Below are 21,326 nucleotides of genomic sequence, written 5' to 3' on the forward strand. Positions count from 1 at the left end.
GGTCAATTGGCTCGACACAGCCTTTCGCCCACTCTCTCCGTTGATGGATGCTCACCTGAGGCGTGGCGCGCGCAGCACGACACGGAACGCCCACACAAGCCTAAACCCCTTCCGACGGACCTCGGCACCGTGCGGCCGGGGCCGACCGCGGTCGCAGCATCCTCCCAGCGCGCACTCGTGGGCGGGCGCATGCCGCCGCGCCGACGGCCGCCGCGGCATAGCCTGAGGGCATGGAGTTCTATCGCACGACGCCCCGGCACGACCTCACGTACTCCGATGTCTTCCTGGTGCCGAGCCGCTCGGGCGTGACGAGTCGGCTCGACGTCTCGCTCGCGCCCGACGACGGGTCGGGAGCGAGCATCCCGATCGTCTCGGCGAACATGAACTCGGTGACCGGACCGCGGCTCGCCGCGACGCTCGCCCGCCGCGGCGGAATCGGCGTGCTGCCGCAGGACCTCCCCCTGCAGGAGCTCGACGAGGCGATCCGCTGGGTCAAGTCGCGACCGGCCCGCTTCGACGTGCCGCATGCGTTCTCCGCCGACCGCACCGTGGCCGATGCGCTCGAGGTGCTGCCGCCGGTCGAGGGGCACGGCATCGTGCTCCACGACGACGACGGCGCGTACGCGGGCACGATCCCCGCGACGCGCCTCGCGACGGCGCTGCCCGACGCGCGGCTCGGCGACCTCGTGCACGGCGCGATCCCGTCGCTCGACGCCGAGGACGTGGACACCCCGCGACGCGCGTTCGACCTCATGGTCGACGCCGGCATCGACTTCGCGCCGATCCTCGAGCACGGTCGGGTGATCGGCACCCTGAGCCGGCGCAGCGCTCTGCGCGGCACCGTCTCCGAGCCCAACACGGATGCCTCGGGCCGCCTCCGCGTCGCGGCGGCGATCGGGATCAACGGCGACGTCGAGGCCAAGGCGCGCGCGCTCGCCGCGGCGGGCGTCGACATGCTCGTGGTCGACACCGCGCACGGTCACCAGGAGGGCATGATCCGCGCCGTCCGCACCGTGAAGGCCGCGGGCCTCGGCATCCCGGTCGTCGCCGGCAACATCGTCACCGCCGACGCCGTCGCCGACCTCGTGGAGGCGGGCGCCGACGTGCTGAAGGTCGGCGTCGGGCCGGGCGCCATGTGCACCACGCGCATGATGACGGCGGTCGGGCGCCCGCAGTTCTCCGCGGTGCTCGAGACCTCCGAGGCGGCACGCGAGCACGGCGCGGCGGTCTGGGCCGACGGGGGTGTGCGATACCCGCGCGATGTCGCCCTCGCGCTCGCCGCGGGCGCGGCATCCGTCATGATCGGCTCGTGGTTCGCCGGCACGATCGAGGCCCCGGGGACGCTCCGCCGCGACCCCGACGGCCGCGTCTACAAGGAGAGCTGGGGGATGGCGTCGACCAAGGCCGTCAAGGAGCGCTTCGGCCGGCTCTCGGCGTACGAGCTCGCCCGCAAGGAGCTCTTCGCGGAGGGGATCTCGTCGTCGGCGATCTACCTCGACCCGCTCCGGCCGTCGCTCGAGGACCTGCTCGACATGATCACCTCGGGCGTCCGGAGCTCGTTCACCTACGCGGGCGCCCGGAGCGTGCCGGAGTTCCGCGAGCGCGCGCTCGTCGGCATCCAATCGGCCGCGGGCTACGAGGAGGGCAAGGCGTTGCCGGTCAGCTGGTAGCGCCGACGGCCGACGTTGACGTCGCGGCTCGGGGAGCTCGCGACATCCGCCGATATACTGGGTCGACCATGGACGACCCCCCCTCTGCGACCTCGCCCTGCCATAGACCCTCGCCCGTGACCGCGCGGGGAGGTGCGGATGTCTGAGTGGGTACTCCTCGGCATCGGACTCCTCCTCACGATCGGCACGGGCCTCTTCGTCGCCAGCGAGTTCGCGCTCGTGAACCTCGACCGCGCCGACCTCGAGGCTCGGCGCGCCAAGGGTGAGACCCGTCTCGGGCTCACCATCGAGGGCTTGAAGATCACCTCGACGCATCTCTCGAGCGCGCAGCTCGGCATCACGCTGACGACGCTCCTCACGGGCTACACGATGGAGCCGGCGATCTCGACGCTGCTCGCCGGGCCGTTGACCTCCATCGGCGTGCCGCCGGCGTTCGTCCGCCCGGTCGGGGCGATCACGGCGGTCGTCGTGGCGACGCTGCTGTCGATGATCATCGGCGAGCTCGTGCCGAAGAACTTCGCGCTCGCGCTGCCCCGGCAGACGGCGAAGGTCGTCATGCCCTTCCAGACCGCGTTCACGTGGGTGTTCCGGCCGGCGATCGCCGTGCTGAACGGCAGCGCCAACCGGCTGCTGCGCCTCGTCGGCATCGAGCCGAAGGAGGAGCTCTCGGGCGCCCGCTCGGCCGAGGAGCTCTCGAGCCTGGTGCGACGCTCGGCGAGCGCGGGCCTCCTCGAGCAGGACACCGCGACGCTGCTCGGGCGCACCCTGCGCTTCTCCGAGCACGACGCGTCCGACGTGATGACGCCGCGGCCGCGCGTCGCGGCGGTGCAGCGCACCGAGCCCACCGAGGCCGTGCTCGAACTCGCTCGGCAGACCGGCTTCAGCCGGTTCCCCGTGTACGACGAGGACCTCGACGACGTCGTCGGCATCGTGCACGTCAAGCAGGCGGTCGCCGTCCCGCGCGAGAAGCGCGACGTCGTGCCGGCGTCGGCGCTGCAGTCCGACGCACTGCGGGTGCCGGAGACCATCAAGCTCGACGCGCTCCTCGGCGAACTCCGCGGCCGCGGATACCAGATGGCCGTCGTCGTCGACGAGTACGGCGGCACGGCGGGCGTCGCGACCCTCGAGGACCTGGTGGAGGAGCTCGTCGGCGAGGTGTCGGACGAGCACGACCGCACGCGCGCGGGCGTCGTCCGGCGCGGCGAGTTCGTGAGCTTCCCCGGCATCCTGCGGCCCGACGAGCTGCTCGATCGCACGGGCATCCGGGTGCCCGAGGACGGCGCGTACGAGACCGTCGCGGGCTACGTGATGGCGACCCTCGGCCGCCTGCCCCTGGTCGGCGACGAGGTCGAGGTCGAGGGCGGCACGTTCCGGGTGCAGCGCCTCGACGGTCGACGCATCGACCGGGTCCAGTTCTCTCCCGCGACCGTGCCGACGCAGGCGGACGCCGACGATGCCGACGCCTCGGCCTCCGGCGCGCGGAAGGAGGTCGAGCGATGAGCGACTGGGCCGGCCTCGCCTGGCTGTTCGTGCTGCTGCTCGGCAACGCCTTCTTCGTCGGTGCCGAGTTCGCGGTGATCTCCGCACGGCGCTCGCAGATCGAGCCGCTCGCCGAGCAGGGCAGCCGGAGCGCCAGGACCGCGCTCTGGGCCATGGAGCACGCGACGCTGATGCTCGCGATGAGCCAGCTCGGCATCACGATCTGCTCGCTGCTGATCCTGACCGTCTCCGAGCCGGCGATCCACCACCTCCTCGAGATCCCGCTCGAACTGACCGGGTGGTCGCCCGAGGTGGTGTCGACGATCGCCTTCGTGATCGCGCTGCTGCTCGTGTCGTACCTGCACGTGGTCCTGGGCGAGATGGTGCCGAAGAACCTGTCCTTCTCGCTGCCCGACCGGGCCGTGCTGCTGCTCGCGCCGCCGCTCGTGTTCACGGCGCGGATCTTCCGGCCGGTGATCGTCGCGCTGAACGCGACCGCGAACGGCGTGCTGCGGCTCTTCGGCGTCCAGCCGAAGAACGAGGCGACCTCGACCTACACGCTCGAGGAGGTCCAGACGATCGTCGTCCAGTCGAGGCGGGAGGGTGTGCTCGAGGATGCGAGCGGGACGCTCACGGCGGCGTTCGAGTTCACGACGAAGAAGGTGCGCGACGTCGCCGTGCCCATGGCCGAGCTGGTCTGCCTGCCTGCGGATGCCACGCCGGGCGACGTCGAGCGGGCGGTCGCGCGCCGCGGCTTCTCGCGCTACGTGCTCGCGGGCGACGACGGTGAGCCCGTCGGCTACGTGCACCTGAAGGACGTCATCGACCTCGACGACGACGAGTTCGACGATCCCATCCCCGCGAAGCGCGTCCGCCGCGTCGTGTCGATCTTCGCCGGCACCGACCTCGAGGACGCCCTCGCGACCATGCGCCGACTCGGCACGCACCTGGCCCGGGCGTTCGACGAGGAGGGCCGCACGACCGGGGTGGTGTTCCTCGAGGACATCATCGAGGAGCTCGTCGGCGAGGTGCAGGATGCCACCCGGAGGGGGTGAGGCGGCCGCGTCCGGCTCGGCGTAGACTTCCCGCGTCCGAGAGAGGTGAGGTGGTCTCATGTTCGAGAATTCGATGGTGACGGCGGTGCTCGCGGCGTCCGACCTCGAGCGGGCGCAGCGTTTCTGGCACGACACGTTCGGCCTGGACCCGGCGTCCACCGACATGGGCGGGGCGACCTACGTCATCGGCGGCGGGGTCGTGCTCGTCTACGAGTCGGAGTTCGCCGGGACCAACAAGGCCACGGCGCTCGGCATCATGACCGACGACCTCGATCGCGACATGGCGGCGCTCCGGGAGAAGGGCGTGGTCTTCCACGACTACGACCTGCCCGGCCTGAAGACCGAGGACGGGGTGGTCGACATGGAGGGCGAACGCGGCGCATGGTTCGACGACAGCGAGGGCAACATCATCTCGCTCGCCCAGCCGAAGTCCGTCACGCTCGAGCAGGCGCGGCAGATGCTCGCCGCGGCGTCCGCCTGATCGCTTCCGACCGGCCGCGCGGGCGCGTCAGAACTCGCCGTCGTTGACCTCGGGTCGCGCCCGGCGATACTGCGGCGGCCACGGGGCGGCGTCCGCACCGAGGGCGTCCGCGGCGCGGAGCGCCAGGTGCGGGTCGCGCATCATCGCCTTGCCGAACATCACCGCGTCGGCCGCGCCGGAGGCGACGAGCCGCTCGGCCTGCTCGGGCGTCGTGATCCGGCCGACGGCGGACACGGACACGCCCGCCCGGCCGCGCACGAACTCCGCGTGCGCGGCCTGGTAGGACGGCCCGACCGGGATCCGCACGTCGCGGACGAGCCCGCCCGTCGAGATGTCGAAGAAGTCGGCGCCGGCCTCGGCGGCCCAGCCGGCCACCGTCGAGGTCTGCTCCTCATCCCAGCCGCCGGGCGCCCAGTCCGTCGCCGAGAAGCGGACGAACAGCGGCATCCGCTCGCCGATCTCGGCGCGGACCGTGCGCACGATCTCGAGGAGGAGCCTCGCCCTCCCCGCGAGGTCGCCGCCCCACGAATCGTCGCGCAGGTTGGACAACGGGGACAGGAACTGGTGGACCAGGTAGCCGTGCGCGGCGTGGACCTCGACGACGTCGAACCCCGCGTCGACCGCGCGTCGTGCGGCCGCGCGGAAGTCCTCGATGATCGCGAGGATCGCGGCCTCGTCGAGGGCCACCGGCGCGCGGAGACCGTCGAACGCGATCGCGGAGGGCGCGACCGTGATCCAGCCGCCCTCCTCGAGCGGCTGCGAGCCGGACCTCCGGACCGTCTCCGGCCAGACCGACGCCTTGCGGCCCGCGTGCGCCAGCTGGATGCCCGAGGCGGCGCCCTGCGAGCGGATGAATCGCGTGATGCGCGCCCACGCCTCCGCCTGCGCGTCGTTCCAGATGCCGGTGTCGTGGTCCGAGATGCGACCATCGGGGCTCACGGCCGTCGCCTCGGCGATGACGAGTCCGGCGCCCCCGGCCGCCATCGAGCCGAGGTGCACGAGGTGCCAGTCGTGCGGGACGCCGTCGCGCTCGGTGACGGAGTACTGGCAGAGCGGCGGCACCCAGATGCGGTTGCGGATCTCGAGGTCGCGGATCCGGATCGGGCGGAACAGCGCCGGGCCGTGCAGGGTCGCATCGGCGGCGGTCGAGTCGGGCGCGTCGGACACGCGCAGGTCCTCGGGGCTCACGCGGCGACCTCCCGAAGCCACGACTCGAGGGCCGCGGCATCCGTGAACACATGCCCGGTGCCGCCGACGGCCACGGCGCCGGCGACATTCGCCGACGTGTTGTCGACGAAGAGGAGCTGCTCGGGCGAGATCCCGAGCTCGTGCATCACGTGGGCGAAGATCCCGGCCTCGGGCTTGACCATCTTCAGTTCGCCGCTGACGAACACGGCCTCGAACAGCGGCGCGAACGAGCCGTGGCGGAGCCACCCGCCGAAGTCGGCGCCGGCGTTGGAGAGCAGCGCGAGCCGGGTCCCGCCCGCGCGGAGCGCGTGCAGCACGGCGAGCGTGTCGGGATCGACGCTGAGCCAGCTGCGGTGGTCGACCGCCCACAGCTCGTGGATGTCCACGTCGGACCACGCGAGCCCGAGGTCGTCGGCCACGCGCGACCAGTACTCGGCGATCGGCATGGTGCCGCGGTCGAGCTCGTCGCGGTGCGCCCAGTACGCGCTCCAGAACGCCTCGGCGCCGTCGGGGGCGATGCCCGCGCGCGCGAGGAGCGCGGCGCGATCCTCGTCGGACGGCGAGCGCGAGATGACCTCGCCGTAGTCGAACACCACCACTCGTGGCGACAGGGCGATCGGCGCGGGGTTGGTCGCGGGCATGCCCATCAACCTATCGTTGGATCCATGGGAACCGGCACGTGGCGCGAGTGGACCGCCGACGACGCATCCGAGTGGCTGAGCGCTCCCGGCGCGGCGGACGACAAGTACCGTCGCGGGGTGCTCGGGGTCATCACCGGGTCGTCCGACTACCCGGGCGCGGCGGTGCTCGGGGTCGAGGCCGCCCACCGCACCGGCGTCGGCATGGTGCGCTTCACCGGTCCGCGGGCCGTGCGCCAGGCGGTCCTCGCGGCGCGCCCGGAGACGGTCGCGGTCGCGGGCCGCGTGCAGGCGTGGCTGCTCGGCTCGGGCATGGACTCCGCCAACCGCTCGTTCATGCTGGCCGGCGAGCTGCAGCACGCGCTCGCGTCCGGGCTCCCGACGGTCCTCGATGCAGGCGGCCTGGACCTGGTCGGCACGCACGTCGGCCCGACCGTCATCACGCCGCACAGCCGCGAGCTCGCGAAGCTGCTGCACGACCGCGACATTGCGTGCACGGTCGAGGAGATCGACGCCGACCCGGCCCGATGGGCCGAGCAGACCGCGCACCGGCTCCAGGTGGCCGTGCTGCTCAAGGGCGCGGTCACGCACGTGTGCGACCCAGAGGGCACCCGGCTCACGGTGACGGCGTCGACGCACTGGCTCGCGAGCGCGGGCACGGGCGACGTCCTCGGCGGGATCATCGGCGCGCTCGCCGCCACGCACCACGAGCGCCTGGCACGGGATGCCTCGGCGATCACGCACCTCGCGGCGACGGCCGGGTTCATCCACTCCGAGGCCGCGCGCCGGGCGAGCGACGTCTGGGACGGCGGCCCCGTGACCGCGCTCGACGTCGCGCACGCGGTGCCGGCCGTCGTCGGCGGTCTGCTGCGGGGCTGAGCGGGCGGCGCAGGCGGGTCGGGCCCGGAAGCCATCGTGGAGTCCCGCACCGAGGTCGGGGGATCCCGTTCGGCGGCGCGCCGCCGCCGGCGTGCTCGCCTCGGCGGCCGAGCGGCGCTCTGGGCGGCGTTCGCGATGGTGCACGTCGGACTCGTCCTGCTCAACCTCTACGCACCCGGCTGGCCGCTCGGCGACGTGACCGCGGTGTACCGGGTCTGGGCGGAGACCGCGCAGCTCGGCTTCCTGCGCATGGGCATCGACACCCCGTGGGTGTACCCGATCCTCGCGTTCGCGCCGATGACGGCCGCCCTCGCGTTCGGTTCGGCCTGGTACGGGCAGACCTGGCTCGTGATGGTCTCGGTGCTCGATGCCATCGCGTTCTCGGTCCTGCTCGGTCGTGGCAGGCTCTCCCGACGGCGCCGCGCGGCGGCGTGGTGGTGGCTCGCGTTCCTCGCGCTGCTCGGGCCGATCGCGCTCGGCCGCATCGACGCCGTGACCGTGCCCTTCGCGATGGTCGGGCTGCTCTGGGCCGCCGGACGGCCGCGCGTGGCGGCGGTGCTCCTCACGGTCGCGACCTGGATCAAGGTGTGGCCGGCGGCCCTCGTCGCGGCGCTGCTGGTGTCCCTGCGGCGCCGGTTCGAGGTGTTCACCGTCGCCGCGTCGCTGTCGATCGCGATCCTGGGCGTGAGCCTGCTCGCCGGGTCGGGCGTGAACGCGTTCGGGTTCGTCGCCGAGCAGGCCGGCCGCGGGCTGCAGGTCGAGGCGCCGCTCGCGGTGGCCTGGCTCTGGTGGATCGTGGCCGGGAGCGACGATGCGACGATCGCGTACGACCGCGGCATCCTCACCTTCCAGGTCGAGGGCCCCGGGGCGGATGTCGCGGCGGCGCTCACGACCCCGCTCATGCTCCTCGGGGTCGCCGCCGTCCTCGTCGCCGGCACGCGCGCCGCCCGGCGCGGCGCCGCGGTGGTCGCGCTGCTGCCGCCGCTCGCGCTGGCGTTCACGACCGTGCTCATGCTCGCGAACAAGGTGGGATCGCCGCAGTTCGTCACCTGGCTCGCCGCTCCCGTCGTGCTCGGACTCGCGCTCGGGGGAGCGCGTTTCCTCGCCCCGGCCTCGCTCGCCGCGGCGATCGCGGTCGTCACGCACGTCATCTACCCGTACTGGTACGGCTGGCTGCTCATCGCGAATCCTGGGTTCGTGCTCCTGCTCACGGTGAAGATCGTGCTGCTGTTCGTCCTGCTCGGGTGGGCGCTGCACGCGGTGTGGCAGGCTGGGAGCGATCGGCGCCCGCGCGCGGCGCCGTGAGTTCGGGCGCCGAGGAGCGCCGTCGACCCCGGGGAGGGACTCGCATGCTGGTGGCGTTCTCGGTCGCACCGAGTGGAACGGGACGGAGCGACGGGTCGGTGCACGACGCGGTCGCGGCGGCGGTCCGCATCGTCCGCGACTCCGGCCTGCCGAACCGCACGACCTCGATGTTCACCGAGATCGAGGGCGAGTGGGAGGAGGTCATGGCCGTCGTGAAGGACGCGTGCGACGCCGTGGCGGACTTCGGCTCGCGGGTCTCGCTCGTGCTGAAGGCCGACATCCGGCCGGGATGGACCGGTGAGCTCGACGCGAAGGTCGATCGACTCGAGGCCGCCATCGAGAACGACGGCTGAGGCCGCCGGCCGGCGGTCGGGGCCGTCCCGATCCCCTCGGGGGATCGAGCCCGGGCGGGTGCGGGCCCGTGACGCGAGGTTGCGACCCGAGGTTGTCGAATCGATTCGATCCATGCGATGATCGGTCGGTGACGCCAGAGAACCACGGGCCGACGACGCTGTCGCCGGCCCGCATCCGTTTCGCCCTCCTCGCCCTCGCGATGGGGGGCTTCGGCATCGGCGCGACCGAGTTCGTGGCGATGGGCCTCCTGCCCGACATGGCGGCCGACCTGCTGCCCGGCCTGGCCGCCGAGTCGACGGATGCCGCGAACGCCGCCGCCGGCTGGATCATCTCCGCGTATGCGCTCGGTGTCGTGGTCGGGGCCCCGACCATCGCCGCCGCAGCGGCCCGCTGGCCGCGCAAGCGGCTCCTCCTCGCGCTGCTCGCCGCGTTCAGCATCGGCACGGTCGCGTCGGCCCTGCTGCCCACCTTCGAGCTCGTCGTGGCCGCGCGCTTCCTCGCCGCGCTGCCGCACGGCGCGTACTTCGGCATCGCATCGCTCGTCGCGGCGAGCCTGATGGGCCCGGGCAAGCGAGCGCGCGGCGTCGCGCTCGTGCTCTCGGGGCTCACCATCGCCAACGTCGTCGGCGTGCCGTTGATCACCTGGCTCGGGCAGCAGGCCGGCTGGCGGATCGCCTACCTCGCGGTCGCCGGCATCTTCGCCGCCACCTTCCTCGCGGTCGCCGTCGCGGTGCCGTGGCAGGCCGGCGACGCCGGGGCGACCATGAAGCGGGAACTGCGCATCTTCACGCGCGCACAGGCCTGGTTCGCGCTCGCCATCGGCGCCATCGGCTTCGGCGGACTGTTCGCCGTCTACAGTTACGTCGCGCCGCTCGCGACCGAGGTCACGGGGCTGCCGGAGGGCGCGGTGCCGCTCGTGCTCGTGGTCTTCGGGCTCGGCATGACGATCGGCAACCTCGTCGGGGGTCGCCTGGCGGACTGGAGCGTCCGGCGCTCGATGTACCTGTTCTTCGGCATCCTCGCCGGCGCGCTCGTCCTGCTGGGCCTCACGGCGCAGCATCCCGTCGGGCTCGGCGTCGGGGTGTTCCTCGTGGGCGCGTCAGCCGCGGCGCTCTCGCCCACGATCCAGGCTCGGCTCATGGACGTCGCGCGCGACAGCCAGTCGATCGCCGCCGCCCTGAACCACTCGGCGCTGAACATCGGCAACAGCCTGGGCGCGATCCTCGGCGGGATCGTCATCGCGGACGGCCTCGGGTACGTCGCTCCCGTGTGGGTGGGCCTGCTCCTCACCGGCGCGGGGATCATCCTCGCGATCGGCACGTTCGCGCTCGACCGGGCGCGACAGCGCCGCGGCATCCCGCTGCCGTCGGTCACCGGCGCATTCCGCCCGGTCGGGGACTGACGCGGAAGCGGCGCTCGCCCCTCGGCTACTCGGACTGCAGCAGGATGCCGTCGGCGATCGCGCGCTTGCGGAGCGCGACCTTCGTGCCGACGTCGTGGCCCGCGAGGCGGTACTTCTCCCGGATGCGCTTGAGGTAGCTCTTCGCGGTCTCCTCCGAGATCCCGAGCTGGAACGCGACGGCCTTCACCGGCTGCCCCGCGCCGTAGAGCGCCATCACGCGGCGCTCCTGCGCGCTGAGGCGCGGAGCGGCACCGTCGGACTGCAGCGCGTCCTCGAGCTCCTGCGAGAGGTACTGCTCGCCGTTGCGGGCCGCGCGGATCGCCTCGACGATCGTCTCGACCGGCTCGGACTTCACGAGGTAGCCGAGCGCTCCCGCGCCGAGCGCCTCGCGGACCACGGCCGGCTCCGAGTACGTGCTCATCAGCATCGTGCGCACCCCGGCCGACTTCAGCGTGGAGAGCTTGATGGAGATCGGGATGTTGTCGCGCAGGTCGAGGTCGAGCAGCACGACGTCCACCGGGAACTCCGGATGCGCGAGCAGTTCGGACCAGGACGGCACTGCGGCGAGCAGGTCGACGTCGTCGGTGGCGCCGCGGAGCCACTCGGTGAGGGCGCCGAGCAGCATGCGGTGGTCGTCGACGACGGCGAGCCGTATCGGGGGCATTCCAGGTTCGGGCACGTCAGGCTCCCCTCGGGTTGACGGCGCTGGGCTGCGCCGGATTCCGGACCGCGGGGTCGATCCGGCACTCGATCTCGACCCGGAACCCCTCCGAGCCCGGGATGACCTCGTGTACTCCGACATTAGCGAGTGCATCCCAGGTCGCCGCATCGACGCGGCGCGCCGTGAGTCCGGAAACATCGAGATCGATCGCCACGGACGCACCCTCGCCGCGTTGCATGGGCTCGTCGTCGCCGTCGCCGACCTCTCCGGCGTGGCACTCGCGGCATCGCACGCGGACCTCCAGCGGCGGTTCCGACGCCTTGCGGCGGCGCTGGCCGGCGACCAGCCAGAGGGCGAGGAGGAGCCCCTCGCGCTGTCCGGGGGAGAGCAGCCCCGCGAGCCCCTGCGGGTCCTCGATGCTCACGCGGCGGCTGAGGTACGCGGACTCGGTGACGGCGTGCCGCAGCCACGTGTCGGTGCGGCCCTCGATGAGTCGGATGCGGAGCCCCGCGGCGAGGCGTCCGGCCTGCTCGGCGGCGGCCGTCGGCAGGGGGATGGAGATGCGCCCCGAGCCCACGTCCTCGAGCAGCGCCTCGGCGTCGTAGTCCAGTTCCGCGAGTTCCTCCGAGGCCCGCATGCCGACCGCCGAGCGCGGGGTCGCGACGGTCGACTGCACGAGCGACAGGTCGAGCTCCCGGCCGACGAGCCGGCGGAACCCCCGCACGCCCAAGGCGACGAGCACCACCGGGACGACCGCGGTGGCCGCGACCGCGAGCCCGGCGACCGTCCACGATTCGGCGGTCTGCGCCTGGAGGAGCGCGGCGACGGCGAGGATGCCGGCGATGACGGCGGACACCGCGACCGGAGTGCGCGTCTCGCGGAGCGCGGCGACCGGAAGGAGGAGCGCCGCTGCGGCCGGTGCGGCCGTCGGCGTGACGCCGAGGTGCAGGAGGTTCGCCGTTGCCGCGAGGTCGAGCGCGATGGGCACGCCCAGCGCGATGACGATCAGCACGTGGGTCCAGTCGGCCACGCGCGTGAGGCCGCGCGTGGCGACGACCGTGGCCGCCGCGACGACCGCGAACGCGATCCACGCGGGGCCGGAACCCCTGCCGGGTGGGAAGACGAAGACGAGGCCGATGGCGTGCGCGAAGTGGCCGAGCACGATGACCCCCGCCGCCGCGGTGATGCCGACGGCGAGACGGCGTCCGCCGTGGGCGCTGCGGATGTCCTCGGCGGCGCGCGCCGAGCGGCTGGGGCGGTCGAACTGGATCTCGTGCGTCGTGTCGGGTGACGCCTCGTCGGAGGCACGGCGGAACGGGTTCACGGCTTCGGCACCTCCAGCATCACGGTCGTCCCGGATCCGGGCGAGCTGAAGACGCGGGCACGACCGCCGACGGCGTGCAACCGGCCGACGACCGACTCGGCGAACCCGAGGCGTGCCGGGTCGACCGCGGCGGGCTCGAATCCGGCGCCCTGGTCGGTCACCATCGCCCGCACCGTGCGCTCGTCGTCGGTCACGGTGACGTCCGCGACGGACACGCCGGCGTGCCTGCGGACGTTCTCGAGGCATTCGCCCAGCGCGCCGAGCAGCGCGTCGAGCGCGTCGCGCGGCAGGACCAGATGGTTGGCGCCGTGCCAGTTGACGTCGAGGCCCATCCGCGCGAACCGCTGCCGCACGGACTCGAAGGTGGCGCCGAGCCCGTCGTCGGACGATTCCGGCGAGAAGATCGCGCTCGACCCGTTGTCGAGCGGCGCGCCGAGCCGCAACTGCTTGAGCAGCCGCGCGTCGTCTCCGGCCTGCTGGCGGAGGGACCCGGCGCCGACGCCCACGCCGGAGTGCGCGAGCAGGCTGAGCGTGGCGAGCACGGTGTCGTGCAGCACCCGCGCGTCCTGGCGCTGCTGCGCCTCCGACTCGCTCGCCAGGCGTTCCGCCTCGTGCGCGCGACCCACCTCGTCGATCCGCTCGGCCGCGCGCTGGATGGCGCGGGCGAGCCAGATCCCCACGATCACGCACGCCGCCCAGCCGGCGACCGTGGCGACGACGACGAGGCGCATGTCGGCACCGGATGCCGCGGCGGCGGCCAACGCGACGAGGATCGCCGCCGCGGAGCCGAGGATCAGCGCCGGCCCCGCCGGTCGCACCACGAGGGGGATGGCGAGCGCGGCCGTCGTGAGCGCGCCGGTGGCCGCCATCGCGGTCGCCCCCGCCGGATCGATCGTCGCGTCGAGGCCGATCACGAGCAGGAGCAGGGTCCCCGCGGCCATCGCGCCGACCGTCGCGGAGGTCGCGCCGCGGGTGGTCGCCAGCCCGATGAGGACGGCGATGCCGACGACGAGCGCCGCTGCGAGCGCGAACCTGGCGGGCGCGAGCGCACCGGGGACGACGATGCAGGCCAGCGTGATCGCGGCACCCGTGAGCCCGCCGACGCGCGCGAGCCGGCGCAGCAGCCGGTCGCGTTCCTTGTCGATGCGCCGCATGCCACCCCCTGCCTGACCGCATCATCGCGCGCTCGGGATGTCGCGCTCCTCTTGAAGATAACTCAGAACGTCCCCCGGATGCGGGACAGAGGGCCCGAAACCGGGGCGCGCCGTCCGGTGCGGTCGGGCGAACGTCAGGCCGAGAGGAGCCTCGCGATCTCGGCGCCCACGGCGTCGTCCTCGATGAGGAAGGCGTCGTGGCCGTACTCGGAGGCGAGCACGACGGGCTCGTCGCCGTGGATCGTGGTGCGCACCCCCGCGGCGATCTCGCGCTGGCCCTCGAGCGAGAAGTAGCGATCGCTGTCGATGCCGAGCACGAGCGTGGCCGCCTCGATGCGGTCGAGCGCCGCGGCGACGCCGCCCCTTCCGCGGCCCACGTCGTGGGAGTTCATCGCCTCGGTCAGGGCGAGATAGCTGTTCGCGTCGAAGCGCCGCGTGAACCTGTTGCCGTGGAAGTCGAGGTACGACTCGACCGCGAACCGGCCGCCCCCGCCGAGCGGGTCGAGACCGGACTGCCAGCTGCGCTCGAAGCGCTGGTTGAGCTCGACCGGCGTGCGGTAGTTCAGCATCGCCATGCGTCGCGCGAGCGCGAGCCCTCGGGTCGGCCCGTCGCCGTCGGGTGCGTCGTAGTACGCGCCGCCGCGGAACGCCGGGTCGCTGCGGACCGCCTCGAGCTGGACGGAGTTCAGCGCGATCTGGTCGGCCGTCGTCGCCGCGGGCGCCGCGAGGACCGCGATCCGCTCGACCGCGTCCGGCGCCATCAGCGCCCACTCCAGCACGTGCATGGCGCCCATCGAACCGCCGACGACCGCGGCGAAGCGATCGATGCCGACCTCCCGCGCGAACGCCACCTGGGCGGCGACCTGGTCGCGGATCGTGACGAAGGGGAACCTCGCGCCCCACTCGACGCCGTCGGGCGCGACCGAGGCCGGACCGGTGGAGCCCTGGCATCCGCCGAGCACGTTCGGGGCGACCACGAACCAGCGGTCCGTGTCGATCGCGCGACCCGGGCCGACGACGCCGGGCCACCACCCCGCGCTCGCGTGCGCCGGGCCGGCGGCGCCGAGCACGTGGCTGTCGCCGGTGAGCGCGTGCAGCACGAGGATCGCATTGTCGCGCGTGGGGGAGAGGGTGCCCCAGGTCTCGTACGCGATGCGGACGTCCGGCAGGACCTGGCCGGACTCCAGCTCGATCGCGCCGATCCGCGCGAAGCGCCGGTCGCCGACCGGGTCGCCCTCGCGCCAGGCGCCCGTCGCGGGCGCACGACCGGCGAGCTGGTGGGCGGCGCGCGCCTCGGGCACGACGCTCGCGGGCACCGTCTCCGAGGTCGTCTGCCAGTCCATGCTCCGATTCTCCCCGACGCGGTCGGGCCGCGCGGCACTGTTACGCCGGGCCGGCGGAGACGACGGATGCCGCGGTCCTCGCGGGACGCGGCATCCGTGTCGAACGACGGAACGGGCGGCTACACGCGGGCGGCCTCGGTCGCGCGGCGCGCGGCGGCGAGACCCGCCTCGAGGTCGGCCTTGAGGTCGTCGATGTTCTCGATGCCGACCGAGAGTCGGACGAGGCCCGGCGTGACGCCGCTCGTCAGCTGCTGCTCGGGCGTGAGCTGCGAGTGCGTCGTCGACGCCGGGTGGATGACGAGCGATCGCACGTCGCCGATGTTGGCGAGGTGGCTGAACAGCGACAGGCCGTCGACGAGCGCCCGGCCGGCGTCGACGCCGCCCTTGAGCTCGAACGAGAGCACCGCGCCGACGCCCTTCGGTGCGTACCGGTTCGCCGCCGCGTACCAGGGGCTCGACGGCAGGCCCGAGTAGTTGACGTGCGCCACGTCGGGGTGCGAGTCGAGCCACTCCGCGATCTCCTGCGCGTTCTGCACGTGCCGCTCGACGCGGAGCGAGAGCGTCTCGATGCCCTGGATGAGCTGCCACGCGCTCGCCGGCGCGATCGACGAGCCGAGGTCGCGCAGCAGCTGCACGCGCGCCTTGATGATGAAGGCGAGCGGGTCGCCGACGGCGGCGGTGTAGCTCGCGCCGTGGTACGACGGGTCGGGCTCGGTGAGGCCGGGGAACTTCTCGACGTTCTTCGACCATTCGAACCGGCCGCCGTCGACGATGACGCCGCCGATGACGGTGCCGTGGCCGCCGAGGAACTTCGTCGCCGAGTGGATGACGATGTCGGCGCCGTGCTCGAAGGGGCGGATGAGGTACGGCGTCGCGATCGTGTTGTCGACGATGAGCGGGATGCCCGCGTCGTGGGCGACACCCGAGACGAGCGCGATGTCGAGCACGTTGATCTTCGGGTTGCCGATCGTCTCGGCGAAGAACAGCTTGGTGTTCGGCCGGACCGCGCGGCGCCACTCGTCGGCGTCGTCCTGGTTCTCGACGAACGTGGTCTCGATGCCGAGCTTGGCGAGCGTGTACTTGAACAGGTTGTACGTGCCGCCGTAGATCGACGACGACGAGACGATGTGGTCGCCCGCCTGAGCGATGTTCAGCACCGCGAACGTCTCCGCCGCCTGGCCGGACGCGACGAGGAGCGCCCCGCTGCCGCCCTCGAGCGCGGCGAGACGCTCTTCGACGACCGCCTGGGTCGGGTTCATGATGCGCGTGTAGATGTTGCCGAACTCGGCGAGCGCGAAGAGGTTCTGCGCGTGCTCGGCCGAGTCGAAGACGTAGGACGTGGTCTGGTAGATCGGCGTCGCGCGGGCCTTGGTCACCGGATCGGGTGCGGCGCCCGAGTGCACCTGCTTGGTCTCGAAACGCCAGTCGGCGGTGTGGTCGGCCATGTGGACTCCTTCAGGATGGCGGCGCGGCTTCCGTCGCGTCCGTCGCCCACGGTACGTCCGCGCCGTCATGCGCTCAACGGATGCCGCAACACGACGTCATTCGCGCGCGTCGGGCTTCGCATCCGGCGCGCGACCGGCGTCGGGCGGCGCGTCCGGGCCGGGCGCGTCCATCCGCGAATCCGGTGACGATCCGCCCGGGAGCGGCGGCAGGGCCTCGGCCGGGAGCACGAGCGTTCCGGTCGCCGTCGTCGGCTCGGGGCGGAACAGCCACCGCGCCCGCGGCTCGACGAGCGGCCGGAACACCCGCCGGACGGGCTTGAGGGAGAGCACGACCGACACCCCGACGCAGAACACGATCATGGCCGGGAGCACCCACCACGGCTGCCGGCCCTCGAGGATCGGCGTCTCCCTGAGCGGGAACAGCACGAAGGAGTGCAGCAGGTAGATGTACATCGTCGCGCCGCCGAACGCGGTGAACGGCGTGGTCCGGCGGGGCATCAGGATGAGGAAGGCGACCGCGAGGAGCATCGCGAGCAGGAGCAGGAAAAGCCGGATGGCCCCCGACCAGGGTTCGTCGTAGCCGATCGCCTCGTACGACTCGTCGTAGAGCATGAAGCGGCGCAGCCGCAGGTCGCGCCAGGTCTCGATGGCCATCGGCAGCGCGACGAGGAGCACCGCGAACAGGGCGATCGCGCCGGCGCGCCACCGCCAGGTCACGGCGGTCGTCAGGTCGAGCCAGCGATCGGTGATCCGCCACTGGCGCAGCTTCCAGCCGAAGACGAAGAAGGGGAACATGCCGAACGTGCGCGTGAGCGCGAGCGTGGAGTCGATCTCGACCGCGTACCCCGCGCCGATCGAGATCGCGATCGCGATGAGCAGCGGGTACCGCAGCAGCACCAGGTACGGCAGCGCGATGCGCCAGATCGCGAGGGCGATGAGGAACCAGAGGGTCCATGACGCCGTCGTGTAGTCGAGCTCGAAGGCGCCGCCCAGGGCGAAGCGGACGAACGTCCAGATCGTCTCGAAGATGAAGTACGGGAAGACGATGTCGGTGAGCACCTGCCGCATCGCGCGCGCGTTCGGCGGGCCGGACTTCGCGAAGTACCCCGAGACGGTGACGAAGACGGCGACGTGGAACGAGTAGATGAAGAGGTAGACGCTGTACGCCGCGTCGTCCTCGGCGATGAGCGGCAGGATCCCGTGGCCGATCACGACGAGCGTGATCGCGATCCATCTGGCGTTGTCCCAGAGCGGCACACGACGCTTGCGGTGCGGCTGCCGAGGGGTGCGTGGCAGGGTCGTCGGCTCCATCCGCCCATTCTCCCGCACGCCGCCGGGCCCGCACGGCGGCACCGTGCTCGTGCAGAATGTCGGCATGGACCAGTTGCGCGCAGTCGTCACGGGAGCGAGTTCGGGGATCGGTGCCGCGACGGTCCGCGGACTCGCGGCAGCGGGATGGCACGTCGTCGCCGTCGCCCGCCGCGCCGATCGGCTCGCCGCCCTCGCCGACGAGACCGGTGCCGAGCCGTTCACGGCCGACGTGACGAGCGATGCGGAGGTCGCGGCGCTCGCCGAGCACCTGGCCGCCACCGGCGGCGTGCACGCGCTCGTGAACAACGCGGGCGGTGCGAAGGGGCTCGCGTCGGTCGAGGACTCCGACCTCGACGACTGGTCGTGGATGCTCGAGGTCAACGTGCTCGGCCTGAAGCGCGTCACGAGCGCGCTGCTCCCGTCGCTCCGCCGCGGGGCGGCCGGCCGGGGCGTGGCCGACATCGTGAACGTCACCTCGATCGCCGGGCACGTCGCGTACGTCGGCGGAGGCGGGTACAACGCGGCGAAGTTCGCGGCGCACGCCGTGACCGAGGTGCTGCGCCTCGAGCTGAACGGCGAGCCGATCCGCGTGATCGAGGTCGCCCCCGGCATGGTGCGGACCGACGAGTTCGCGCTGGTCCGCTTCGGCGGCGACCGGGAGCGGGCCGACGCCGTGTACGACGACGTGCCCGAGCCGCTCGTGGCCGAGGACGTCGCGGGCGTCATCGTCGACGCGGTCGCCAAGCCGCGCCACGTCGACCTCGATCTCATCGTGGTCAAGCCCGTCGCGCAGGCGGCGCCGCACCGTCTCGCCAAGGGCGAACTCCGGCTCCGAGGGGCGGAGGCCTCGTGACGCCGCCCATGCCCGGCGACGAGGCGCGCCGCGAGCACTGGGTGCACGCCACGTCGCGACCGCTGGCGGTCGCCGGCGTGCTGTTCGTGCTGTCGTACGTCGTCTACGTGCTCTGGATCGACGCGCCGACCTGGCTCCGGGCGATCCTCCTCGTCCTCCTCGCAGCCGGCTGGCTCGCCTTCGTGACCGACGTGGTCGTGCAGATCGCGTTGACCCCTCGCGGCCGGCGGTGGTCGTGGACCTGGCGGCACCCCATCGAGGTGCTCTCCGCGGTGCTCCCGCTGTTCCGCGCGCTCCGCGTGGTCTCGCTCGTGCGGCACCTGCCCGCGCTCGAGCGCCGCACCACGAGTGCCATCCGCGCGCGATTCGTCTCGGAGGCGCTGACCTACGCGTTCGTGTTCGTGTTCTTCATCGCGCTCGTGACCTACCACGTCGAGCGGGACGCGCCGGGCGCCACGATCGTGACGTTCGGGGACGCCCTCTGGTGGGCTTGCGTGACCCTCGCCACCGTCGGGTACGGCGACACGTACCCCGTCACCACCCTCGGGCGCCTCTACGCGGTCCTGCTCATGGCGGGCGGTGTGGCGATCCTCGGGACGGCATCGGCGGCGCTGGTGTCGGTGCTGAACGAGCGGCTCGCGACGCTTCGCCGCAGTGCCGGCGGGCCCGCTGATGCGCCGCTCGCCGAGCGCGCCGGGCTCCTGAGCGACGCGACGGGCGCGCCGGCCGACGGCCTGCGCGACGAGTCGGCCGCGCCGCCGGAGCCCGGCGCCGCCGAACCCGGGCCGGAGCGCGGCTCCGACTAGCCTTGGGACATGACGTTCGACGCGAATGACGCCGCCGCCGACGCCACCCGGCGCGAGATCCTCTCCTGGGACGACTTCGCGGAGGCCGCGCGGACGCTCGCCACGGACGTCCTCGGCTCCGGATTCCGCCCCGACGTGGTGATCGCGATCGCCCGTGGCGGACTGCTGCTCGCCGGGGCGATCGCCTACGCGCTCGGCACGAAGTCGTGCGGCTCCATCAACGTCGAGTTCTACACGGGCGTCGACGAGCGGTTGCCCGAGCCCGTGCTGCATCCGCCGATGCTCGACGCGCCGGCCCTGGCGGGACGCCGCGTGCTCCTCGTCGACGACGTCTCCGATTCGGGCCGCACCCTCCGCAAGGTCGTCGACCTGCTCTCCGACGCGGGCGCCGAGGTCCGCACCGCGACCCTCTACACGAAGTCGCACACGGTGCTCGCGCCCGACTACGACTACCGTCGCACCGACGACTGGATCGTGTTCCCGTGGTCGGCGCTGCCGCCCGTCGAACCGGCCGCCGCGGCGGGGGCGGACCGATGAGCGTGCACCTCGTCGGAGGCGGCGCGACGACCCGGTCGGATGCCGCGCTGTTCGCGCCGTTCGTCGCCGAGGCCGTGCTGCGGGCGCGTGTCGCCCATCGCGAGCGTCCGCGCATCGCCGTCATCTCACTGCATCCCGAGGCGGAGGAGAAGGCCGCGGCGCTCGCGGACCTGCTCGCCGGGGCCGGGAGCGGCGACGAGATCGAGGTCGCGCCCACCGCGGGGCGACCCGGCGAGCCGATCGGACTCGCCGCGATCGCGGACGTCGACGGCGTCGCCGTCGGCGGCGGTGTCGTCGAAGATGTGCGCGCCGGACTCGAGCCGGTGTTCGGCGAGCTGCGTCGGCTGGTCGCCGGCGGCGTGCCCTACCTCGGCGTCTCCGCCGGCGCGATGATCGCCGCGGAGGGGTCGTTCGGGAGCGGTTCGCGCATCGGCGGCGTGCGCGTCTCACCGGAGGACCCGGACGAGCCCGGCGTGGAGCTCGAGATCGAGGACGGCATCGGGCTGGTCGACGTGGCCATCGAGGTGCACGTCGCCGAGCGCGGCATGCTCTCCCGCCTCGTCGCGGCCGTCGAGTCCGGGCTCGTCGCCGGCGGTCTCGGCATCGACGAGCGCACGGCGCTGATCGTGGGCGACGGCGGCCTCCGGGTCGAGGGGGCGGGCAGCGTGTGGCGCGTCCTCCCGTCCGAGCAGGGTGTGCTCGTCTCCACGATCGGAGCCTGATGGGCCGGACGCTCCCCGAACTCGCCGAGGCGGGGCTCATCGATGCGACCTGGGCCGAGGCGCTCGCGCCGGTCGCGGGCGAGATCGCGCGCCTCGGCGACCTGCTGCGCACCGAGGTCGCCGAGGGTCGCGGGTACCTGCCGGCGGGCGACGCGGTCCTGCGCGCCTTCCGACAGCCGGTGCCCGACGTGCGCGTGCTCATCGTGGGGCAGGACCCCTACCCGACGCCGGGCCATCCGATCGGCCTCTCCTTCGCCGTCGAGCGGCACGTCCGGCCGCTCCCGCGGAGCCTGGCGAACATCTACCGCGAGCTCTCCGACGACCTCGGTGTCCCGCCGGCCGCGCACGGCGACCTGGGCGCGTGGAGCACCCACGGCGTGATGCTGCTGAACCGGGTCCTCACCGTCCGGCCGGGCGAGCCCGCATCGCATCGCGGGATGGGCTGGGAGGGCGTGACCGACCACGCGATCCGCACCCTGGTCGCCCGCGGCGGGCCGCTCGTCGCGGTGCTGTGGGGCCGCGACGCGCAGTCGCTCGCACCGCTGCTCGGCGATGTGCCGCGCATCGAGTCGGCGCACCCCAGCCCGCTCTCGGCGAGCCGCGGCTTCTTCGGTTCGCGCCCCTTCAGCCGCGCCAACGAGCTCCTCGTGGCGCAGGGCGGGGCCCCCGTCGAGTGGGCGATCCCCGCCTGAGCCGACCGCGCCGGGAAGCCGCGCCCC

The 21,326-nt window shown here is 73.0% G+C and carries 21 protein-coding genes; 13 read left to right on the plus strand and 8 right to left on the minus strand.

Annotated features, from left to right (window positions below; genetic code table 11):
* The first annotated feature begins 230 nt into the window (after window positions 1-230).
* From guaB1 to ACULK2_RS06530, 4 genes are all read left to right on the plus strand, one after another.
* The gene (gene guaB1, locus ACULK2_RS06515) at window positions 231-1,670 is read left to right on the plus strand and encodes a GMP reductase (RefSeq protein WP_445969337.1); all 1,440 of its coding nucleotides are present in this window, start codon (window positions 231-233) and stop codon (window positions 1,668-1,670) included.
* A gap of 138 nt (window positions 1,671-1,808) precedes the next feature.
* Window positions 1,809-3,170, plus strand: coding sequence for a hemolysin family protein (locus ACULK2_RS06520; RefSeq protein WP_445969336.1), 1,362 nt, complete (start codon window positions 1,809-1,811; stop codon window positions 3,168-3,170).
* On the plus strand, window positions 3,167-4,204 hold the full coding sequence (locus ACULK2_RS06525) for a hemolysin family protein (protein ID WP_445969335.1): 1,038 nt from the start codon (window positions 3,167-3,169) through the stop codon (window positions 4,202-4,204). Before ACULK2_RS06520 ends, ACULK2_RS06525 begins: the two co-directional genes overlap by 4 nt.
* 58 nt (window positions 4,205-4,262) lie before the next feature.
* On the plus strand, window positions 4,263-4,685 hold the full coding sequence (locus tag ACULK2_RS06530) for a VOC family protein (RefSeq protein WP_445969334.1): 423 nt from the start codon (window positions 4,263-4,265) through the stop codon (window positions 4,683-4,685).
* A gap of 27 nt (window positions 4,686-4,712) precedes the next feature.
* Here the strand turns inward: ACULK2_RS06530 and ACULK2_RS06535 are convergent, their stop codons facing one another.
* Window positions 4,713-5,813 (minus strand): NADH:flavin oxidoreductase/NADH oxidase, encoded by a 1,101-nt coding sequence (locus ACULK2_RS06535; protein WP_445969452.1) that lies wholly within the window; start codon window positions 5,811-5,813, stop codon window positions 4,713-4,715.
* Between the two features lie 56 nt (window positions 5,814-5,869).
* On the minus strand, window positions 5,870-6,514 hold the full coding sequence (locus ACULK2_RS06540; protein WP_445969333.1) for an HAD family hydrolase: 645 nt from the start codon (window positions 6,512-6,514) through the stop codon (window positions 5,870-5,872).
* Window positions 6,515-6,538: 24 nt separating this feature from the next.
* Between ACULK2_RS06540 and ACULK2_RS06545 the strand changes: the two genes are divergently transcribed.
* From ACULK2_RS06545 to ACULK2_RS06560, 4 genes are all read left to right on the plus strand, one after another.
* Window positions 6,539-7,390, plus strand: a complete 852-nt coding sequence (locus tag ACULK2_RS06545) for an ADP-dependent NAD(P)H-hydrate dehydratase (RefSeq protein ID WP_445969332.1) — start codon at window positions 6,539-6,541, stop codon at window positions 7,388-7,390.
* Between the two features lie 36 nt (window positions 7,391-7,426).
* Complete coding sequence (locus ACULK2_RS06550; protein WP_445969331.1) at window positions 7,427-8,695, plus strand: glycosyltransferase 87 family protein; 1,269 nt, start codon at window positions 7,427-7,429, stop codon at window positions 8,693-8,695.
* Window positions 8,696-8,739: 44 nt separating this feature from the next.
* Entirely contained in the window at window positions 8,740-9,048 is a 309-nt protein-coding gene (locus tag ACULK2_RS06555; RefSeq protein WP_445969330.1) for a thiamine-binding protein, read from the plus strand.
* A 128-nt stretch (window positions 9,049-9,176) separates the two neighbouring features.
* Window positions 9,177-10,451 carry an MFS transporter gene (locus tag ACULK2_RS06560; RefSeq protein WP_445969329.1) on the plus strand — a complete coding sequence of 425 codons (1,275 nt, stop codon included), beginning with the start codon at window positions 9,177-9,179 and terminating at the stop codon, window positions 10,449-10,451.
* 25 nt (window positions 10,452-10,476) lie between these two features.
* On the opposite strand, the gene ACULK2_RS06565 is transcribed toward ACULK2_RS06560, so the two are convergent.
* The 6 genes from ACULK2_RS06565 to ACULK2_RS06590 form a co-directional block, all read right to left on the minus strand.
* The gene (locus ACULK2_RS06565) at window positions 10,477-11,115 is read right to left on the minus strand and encodes a response regulator (protein WP_445969451.1); all 639 of its coding nucleotides are present in this window, start codon (window positions 11,113-11,115) and stop codon (window positions 10,477-10,479) included.
* 16 nt (window positions 11,116-11,131) lie between these two features.
* Entirely contained in the window at window positions 11,132-12,436 is a 1,305-nt protein-coding gene (locus ACULK2_RS06570; protein ID WP_445969328.1) for a hypothetical protein, read from the minus strand.
* Window positions 12,433-13,590 carry a sensor histidine kinase gene (locus tag ACULK2_RS06575; RefSeq protein WP_445969327.1) on the minus strand — a complete coding sequence of 386 codons (1,158 nt, stop codon included), beginning with the start codon at window positions 13,588-13,590 and terminating at the stop codon, window positions 12,433-12,435. Before ACULK2_RS06575 ends, ACULK2_RS06570 begins: the two co-directional genes overlap by 4 nt.
* A gap of 134 nt (window positions 13,591-13,724) precedes the next feature.
* Entirely contained in the window at window positions 13,725-14,933 is a 1,209-nt protein-coding gene (gene metX, locus ACULK2_RS06580) for a homoserine O-acetyltransferase MetX (protein ID WP_445969326.1), read from the minus strand.
* Between the two features lie 119 nt (window positions 14,934-15,052).
* Window positions 15,053-16,378: a bifunctional o-acetylhomoserine/o-acetylserine sulfhydrylase gene (locus ACULK2_RS06585; RefSeq protein ID WP_445969325.1), complete on the minus strand. Its 1,326-nt coding sequence runs from the start codon at window positions 16,376-16,378 to the stop codon at window positions 15,053-15,055.
* A 96-nt stretch (window positions 16,379-16,474) separates the two neighbouring features.
* The gene (locus ACULK2_RS06590) at window positions 16,475-17,689 is read right to left on the minus strand and encodes an acyltransferase family protein (protein ID WP_445969324.1); all 1,215 of its coding nucleotides are present in this window, start codon (window positions 17,687-17,689) and stop codon (window positions 16,475-16,477) included.
* 64 nt (window positions 17,690-17,753) lie between these two features.
* On the opposite strand from ACULK2_RS06590, the gene ACULK2_RS06595 reads away from it, so the two are divergent.
* Genes ACULK2_RS06595 through ACULK2_RS06615 form a run of 5 tightly spaced genes read left to right on the plus strand, consistent with a single transcriptional unit; the run spans window position 17,754 to window position 21,299 of the window.
* Window positions 17,754-18,542 carry an SDR family NAD(P)-dependent oxidoreductase gene (locus tag ACULK2_RS06595; protein WP_445969323.1) on the plus strand — a complete coding sequence of 263 codons (789 nt, stop codon included), beginning with the start codon at window positions 17,754-17,756 and terminating at the stop codon, window positions 18,540-18,542.
* On the plus strand, window positions 18,539-19,348 hold the full coding sequence (locus ACULK2_RS06600; RefSeq protein ID WP_445969322.1) for a potassium channel family protein: 810 nt from the start codon (window positions 18,539-18,541) through the stop codon (window positions 19,346-19,348). The genes ACULK2_RS06595 and ACULK2_RS06600 overlap by 4 nt, the downstream gene beginning before the upstream one ends.
* A 9-nt stretch (window positions 19,349-19,357) precedes the next feature.
* Window positions 19,358-19,885 (plus strand): phosphoribosyltransferase, encoded by a 528-nt coding sequence (locus ACULK2_RS06605; protein ID WP_445969321.1) that lies wholly within the window; start codon window positions 19,358-19,360, stop codon window positions 19,883-19,885.
* On the plus strand, window positions 19,882-20,607 hold the full coding sequence (locus ACULK2_RS06610) for a Type 1 glutamine amidotransferase-like domain-containing protein (RefSeq protein WP_445969320.1): 726 nt from the start codon (window positions 19,882-19,884) through the stop codon (window positions 20,605-20,607). Before ACULK2_RS06605 ends, ACULK2_RS06610 begins: the two co-directional genes overlap by 4 nt.
* Window positions 20,607-21,299 carry a uracil-DNA glycosylase gene (locus tag ACULK2_RS06615; RefSeq protein ID WP_445969319.1) on the plus strand — a complete coding sequence of 231 codons (693 nt, stop codon included), beginning with the start codon at window positions 20,607-20,609 and terminating at the stop codon, window positions 21,297-21,299. The genes ACULK2_RS06610 and ACULK2_RS06615 overlap by 1 nt, the downstream gene beginning before the upstream one ends.
* Window positions 21,300-21,326 lie beyond the last annotated feature (27 nt).

The organism is Agromyces molybdatiresistens (assembly GCF_052748445.2).

Excerpts from the sequence above, each read along its gene's own strand:
- ACULK2_RS06520 (WP_445969336.1), top strand. The coding sequence starts at position 1,809 with ATGTCTGAGTGGGTACTCCTCGGCATCGGACTCCTCCTCACGATCGGC.
- ACULK2_RS06565 (WP_445969451.1), bottom strand. The coding sequence starts at position 11,115 with ATGCCCCCGATACGGCTCGCCGTCGTCGACGACCACCGCATGCTGCTC.
- ACULK2_RS06605 (WP_445969321.1), top strand. The coding sequence starts at position 19,358 with ATGACGTTCGACGCGAATGACGCCGCCGCCGACGCCACCCGGCGCGAG.
- ACULK2_RS06525 (WP_445969335.1), top strand. The coding sequence starts at position 3,167 with ATGAGCGACTGGGCCGGCCTCGCCTGGCTGTTCGTGCTGCTGCTCGGC.
- ACULK2_RS06575 (WP_445969327.1), bottom strand. The coding sequence starts at position 13,590 with ATGCGGCGCATCGACAAGGAACGCGACCGGCTGCTGCGCCGGCTCGCG.
- ACULK2_RS06590 (WP_445969324.1), bottom strand. The coding sequence starts at position 17,689 with ATGGAGCCGACGACCCTGCCACGCACCCCTCGGCAGCCGCACCGCAAG.
- ACULK2_RS06530 (WP_445969334.1), top strand. The coding sequence starts at position 4,263 with ATGTTCGAGAATTCGATGGTGACGGCGGTGCTCGCGGCGTCCGACCTC.
- ACULK2_RS06595 (WP_445969323.1), top strand. The coding sequence starts at position 17,754 with ATGGACCAGTTGCGCGCAGTCGTCACGGGAGCGAGTTCGGGGATCGGT.
- ACULK2_RS06615 (WP_445969319.1), top strand. The coding sequence starts at position 20,607 with ATGGGCCGGACGCTCCCCGAACTCGCCGAGGCGGGGCTCATCGATGCG.
- guaB1 (WP_445969337.1), top strand. The coding sequence starts at position 231 with ATGGAGTTCTATCGCACGACGCCCCGGCACGACCTCACGTACTCCGAT.
- ACULK2_RS06545 (WP_445969332.1), top strand. The coding sequence starts at position 6,539 with ATGGGAACCGGCACGTGGCGCGAGTGGACCGCCGACGACGCATCCGAG.
- metX (WP_445969326.1), bottom strand. The coding sequence starts at position 14,933 with ATGGACTGGCAGACGACCTCGGAGACGGTGCCCGCGAGCGTCGTGCCC.
- ACULK2_RS06610 (WP_445969320.1), top strand. The coding sequence starts at position 19,882 with ATGAGCGTGCACCTCGTCGGAGGCGGCGCGACGACCCGGTCGGATGCC.
- ACULK2_RS06540 (WP_445969333.1), bottom strand. The coding sequence starts at position 6,514 with ATGCCCGCGACCAACCCCGCGCCGATCGCCCTGTCGCCACGAGTGGTG.
- ACULK2_RS06555 (WP_445969330.1), top strand. The coding sequence starts at position 8,740 with ATGCTGGTGGCGTTCTCGGTCGCACCGAGTGGAACGGGACGGAGCGAC.
- ACULK2_RS06585 (WP_445969325.1), bottom strand. The coding sequence starts at position 16,378 with ATGGCCGACCACACCGCCGACTGGCGTTTCGAGACCAAGCAGGTGCAC.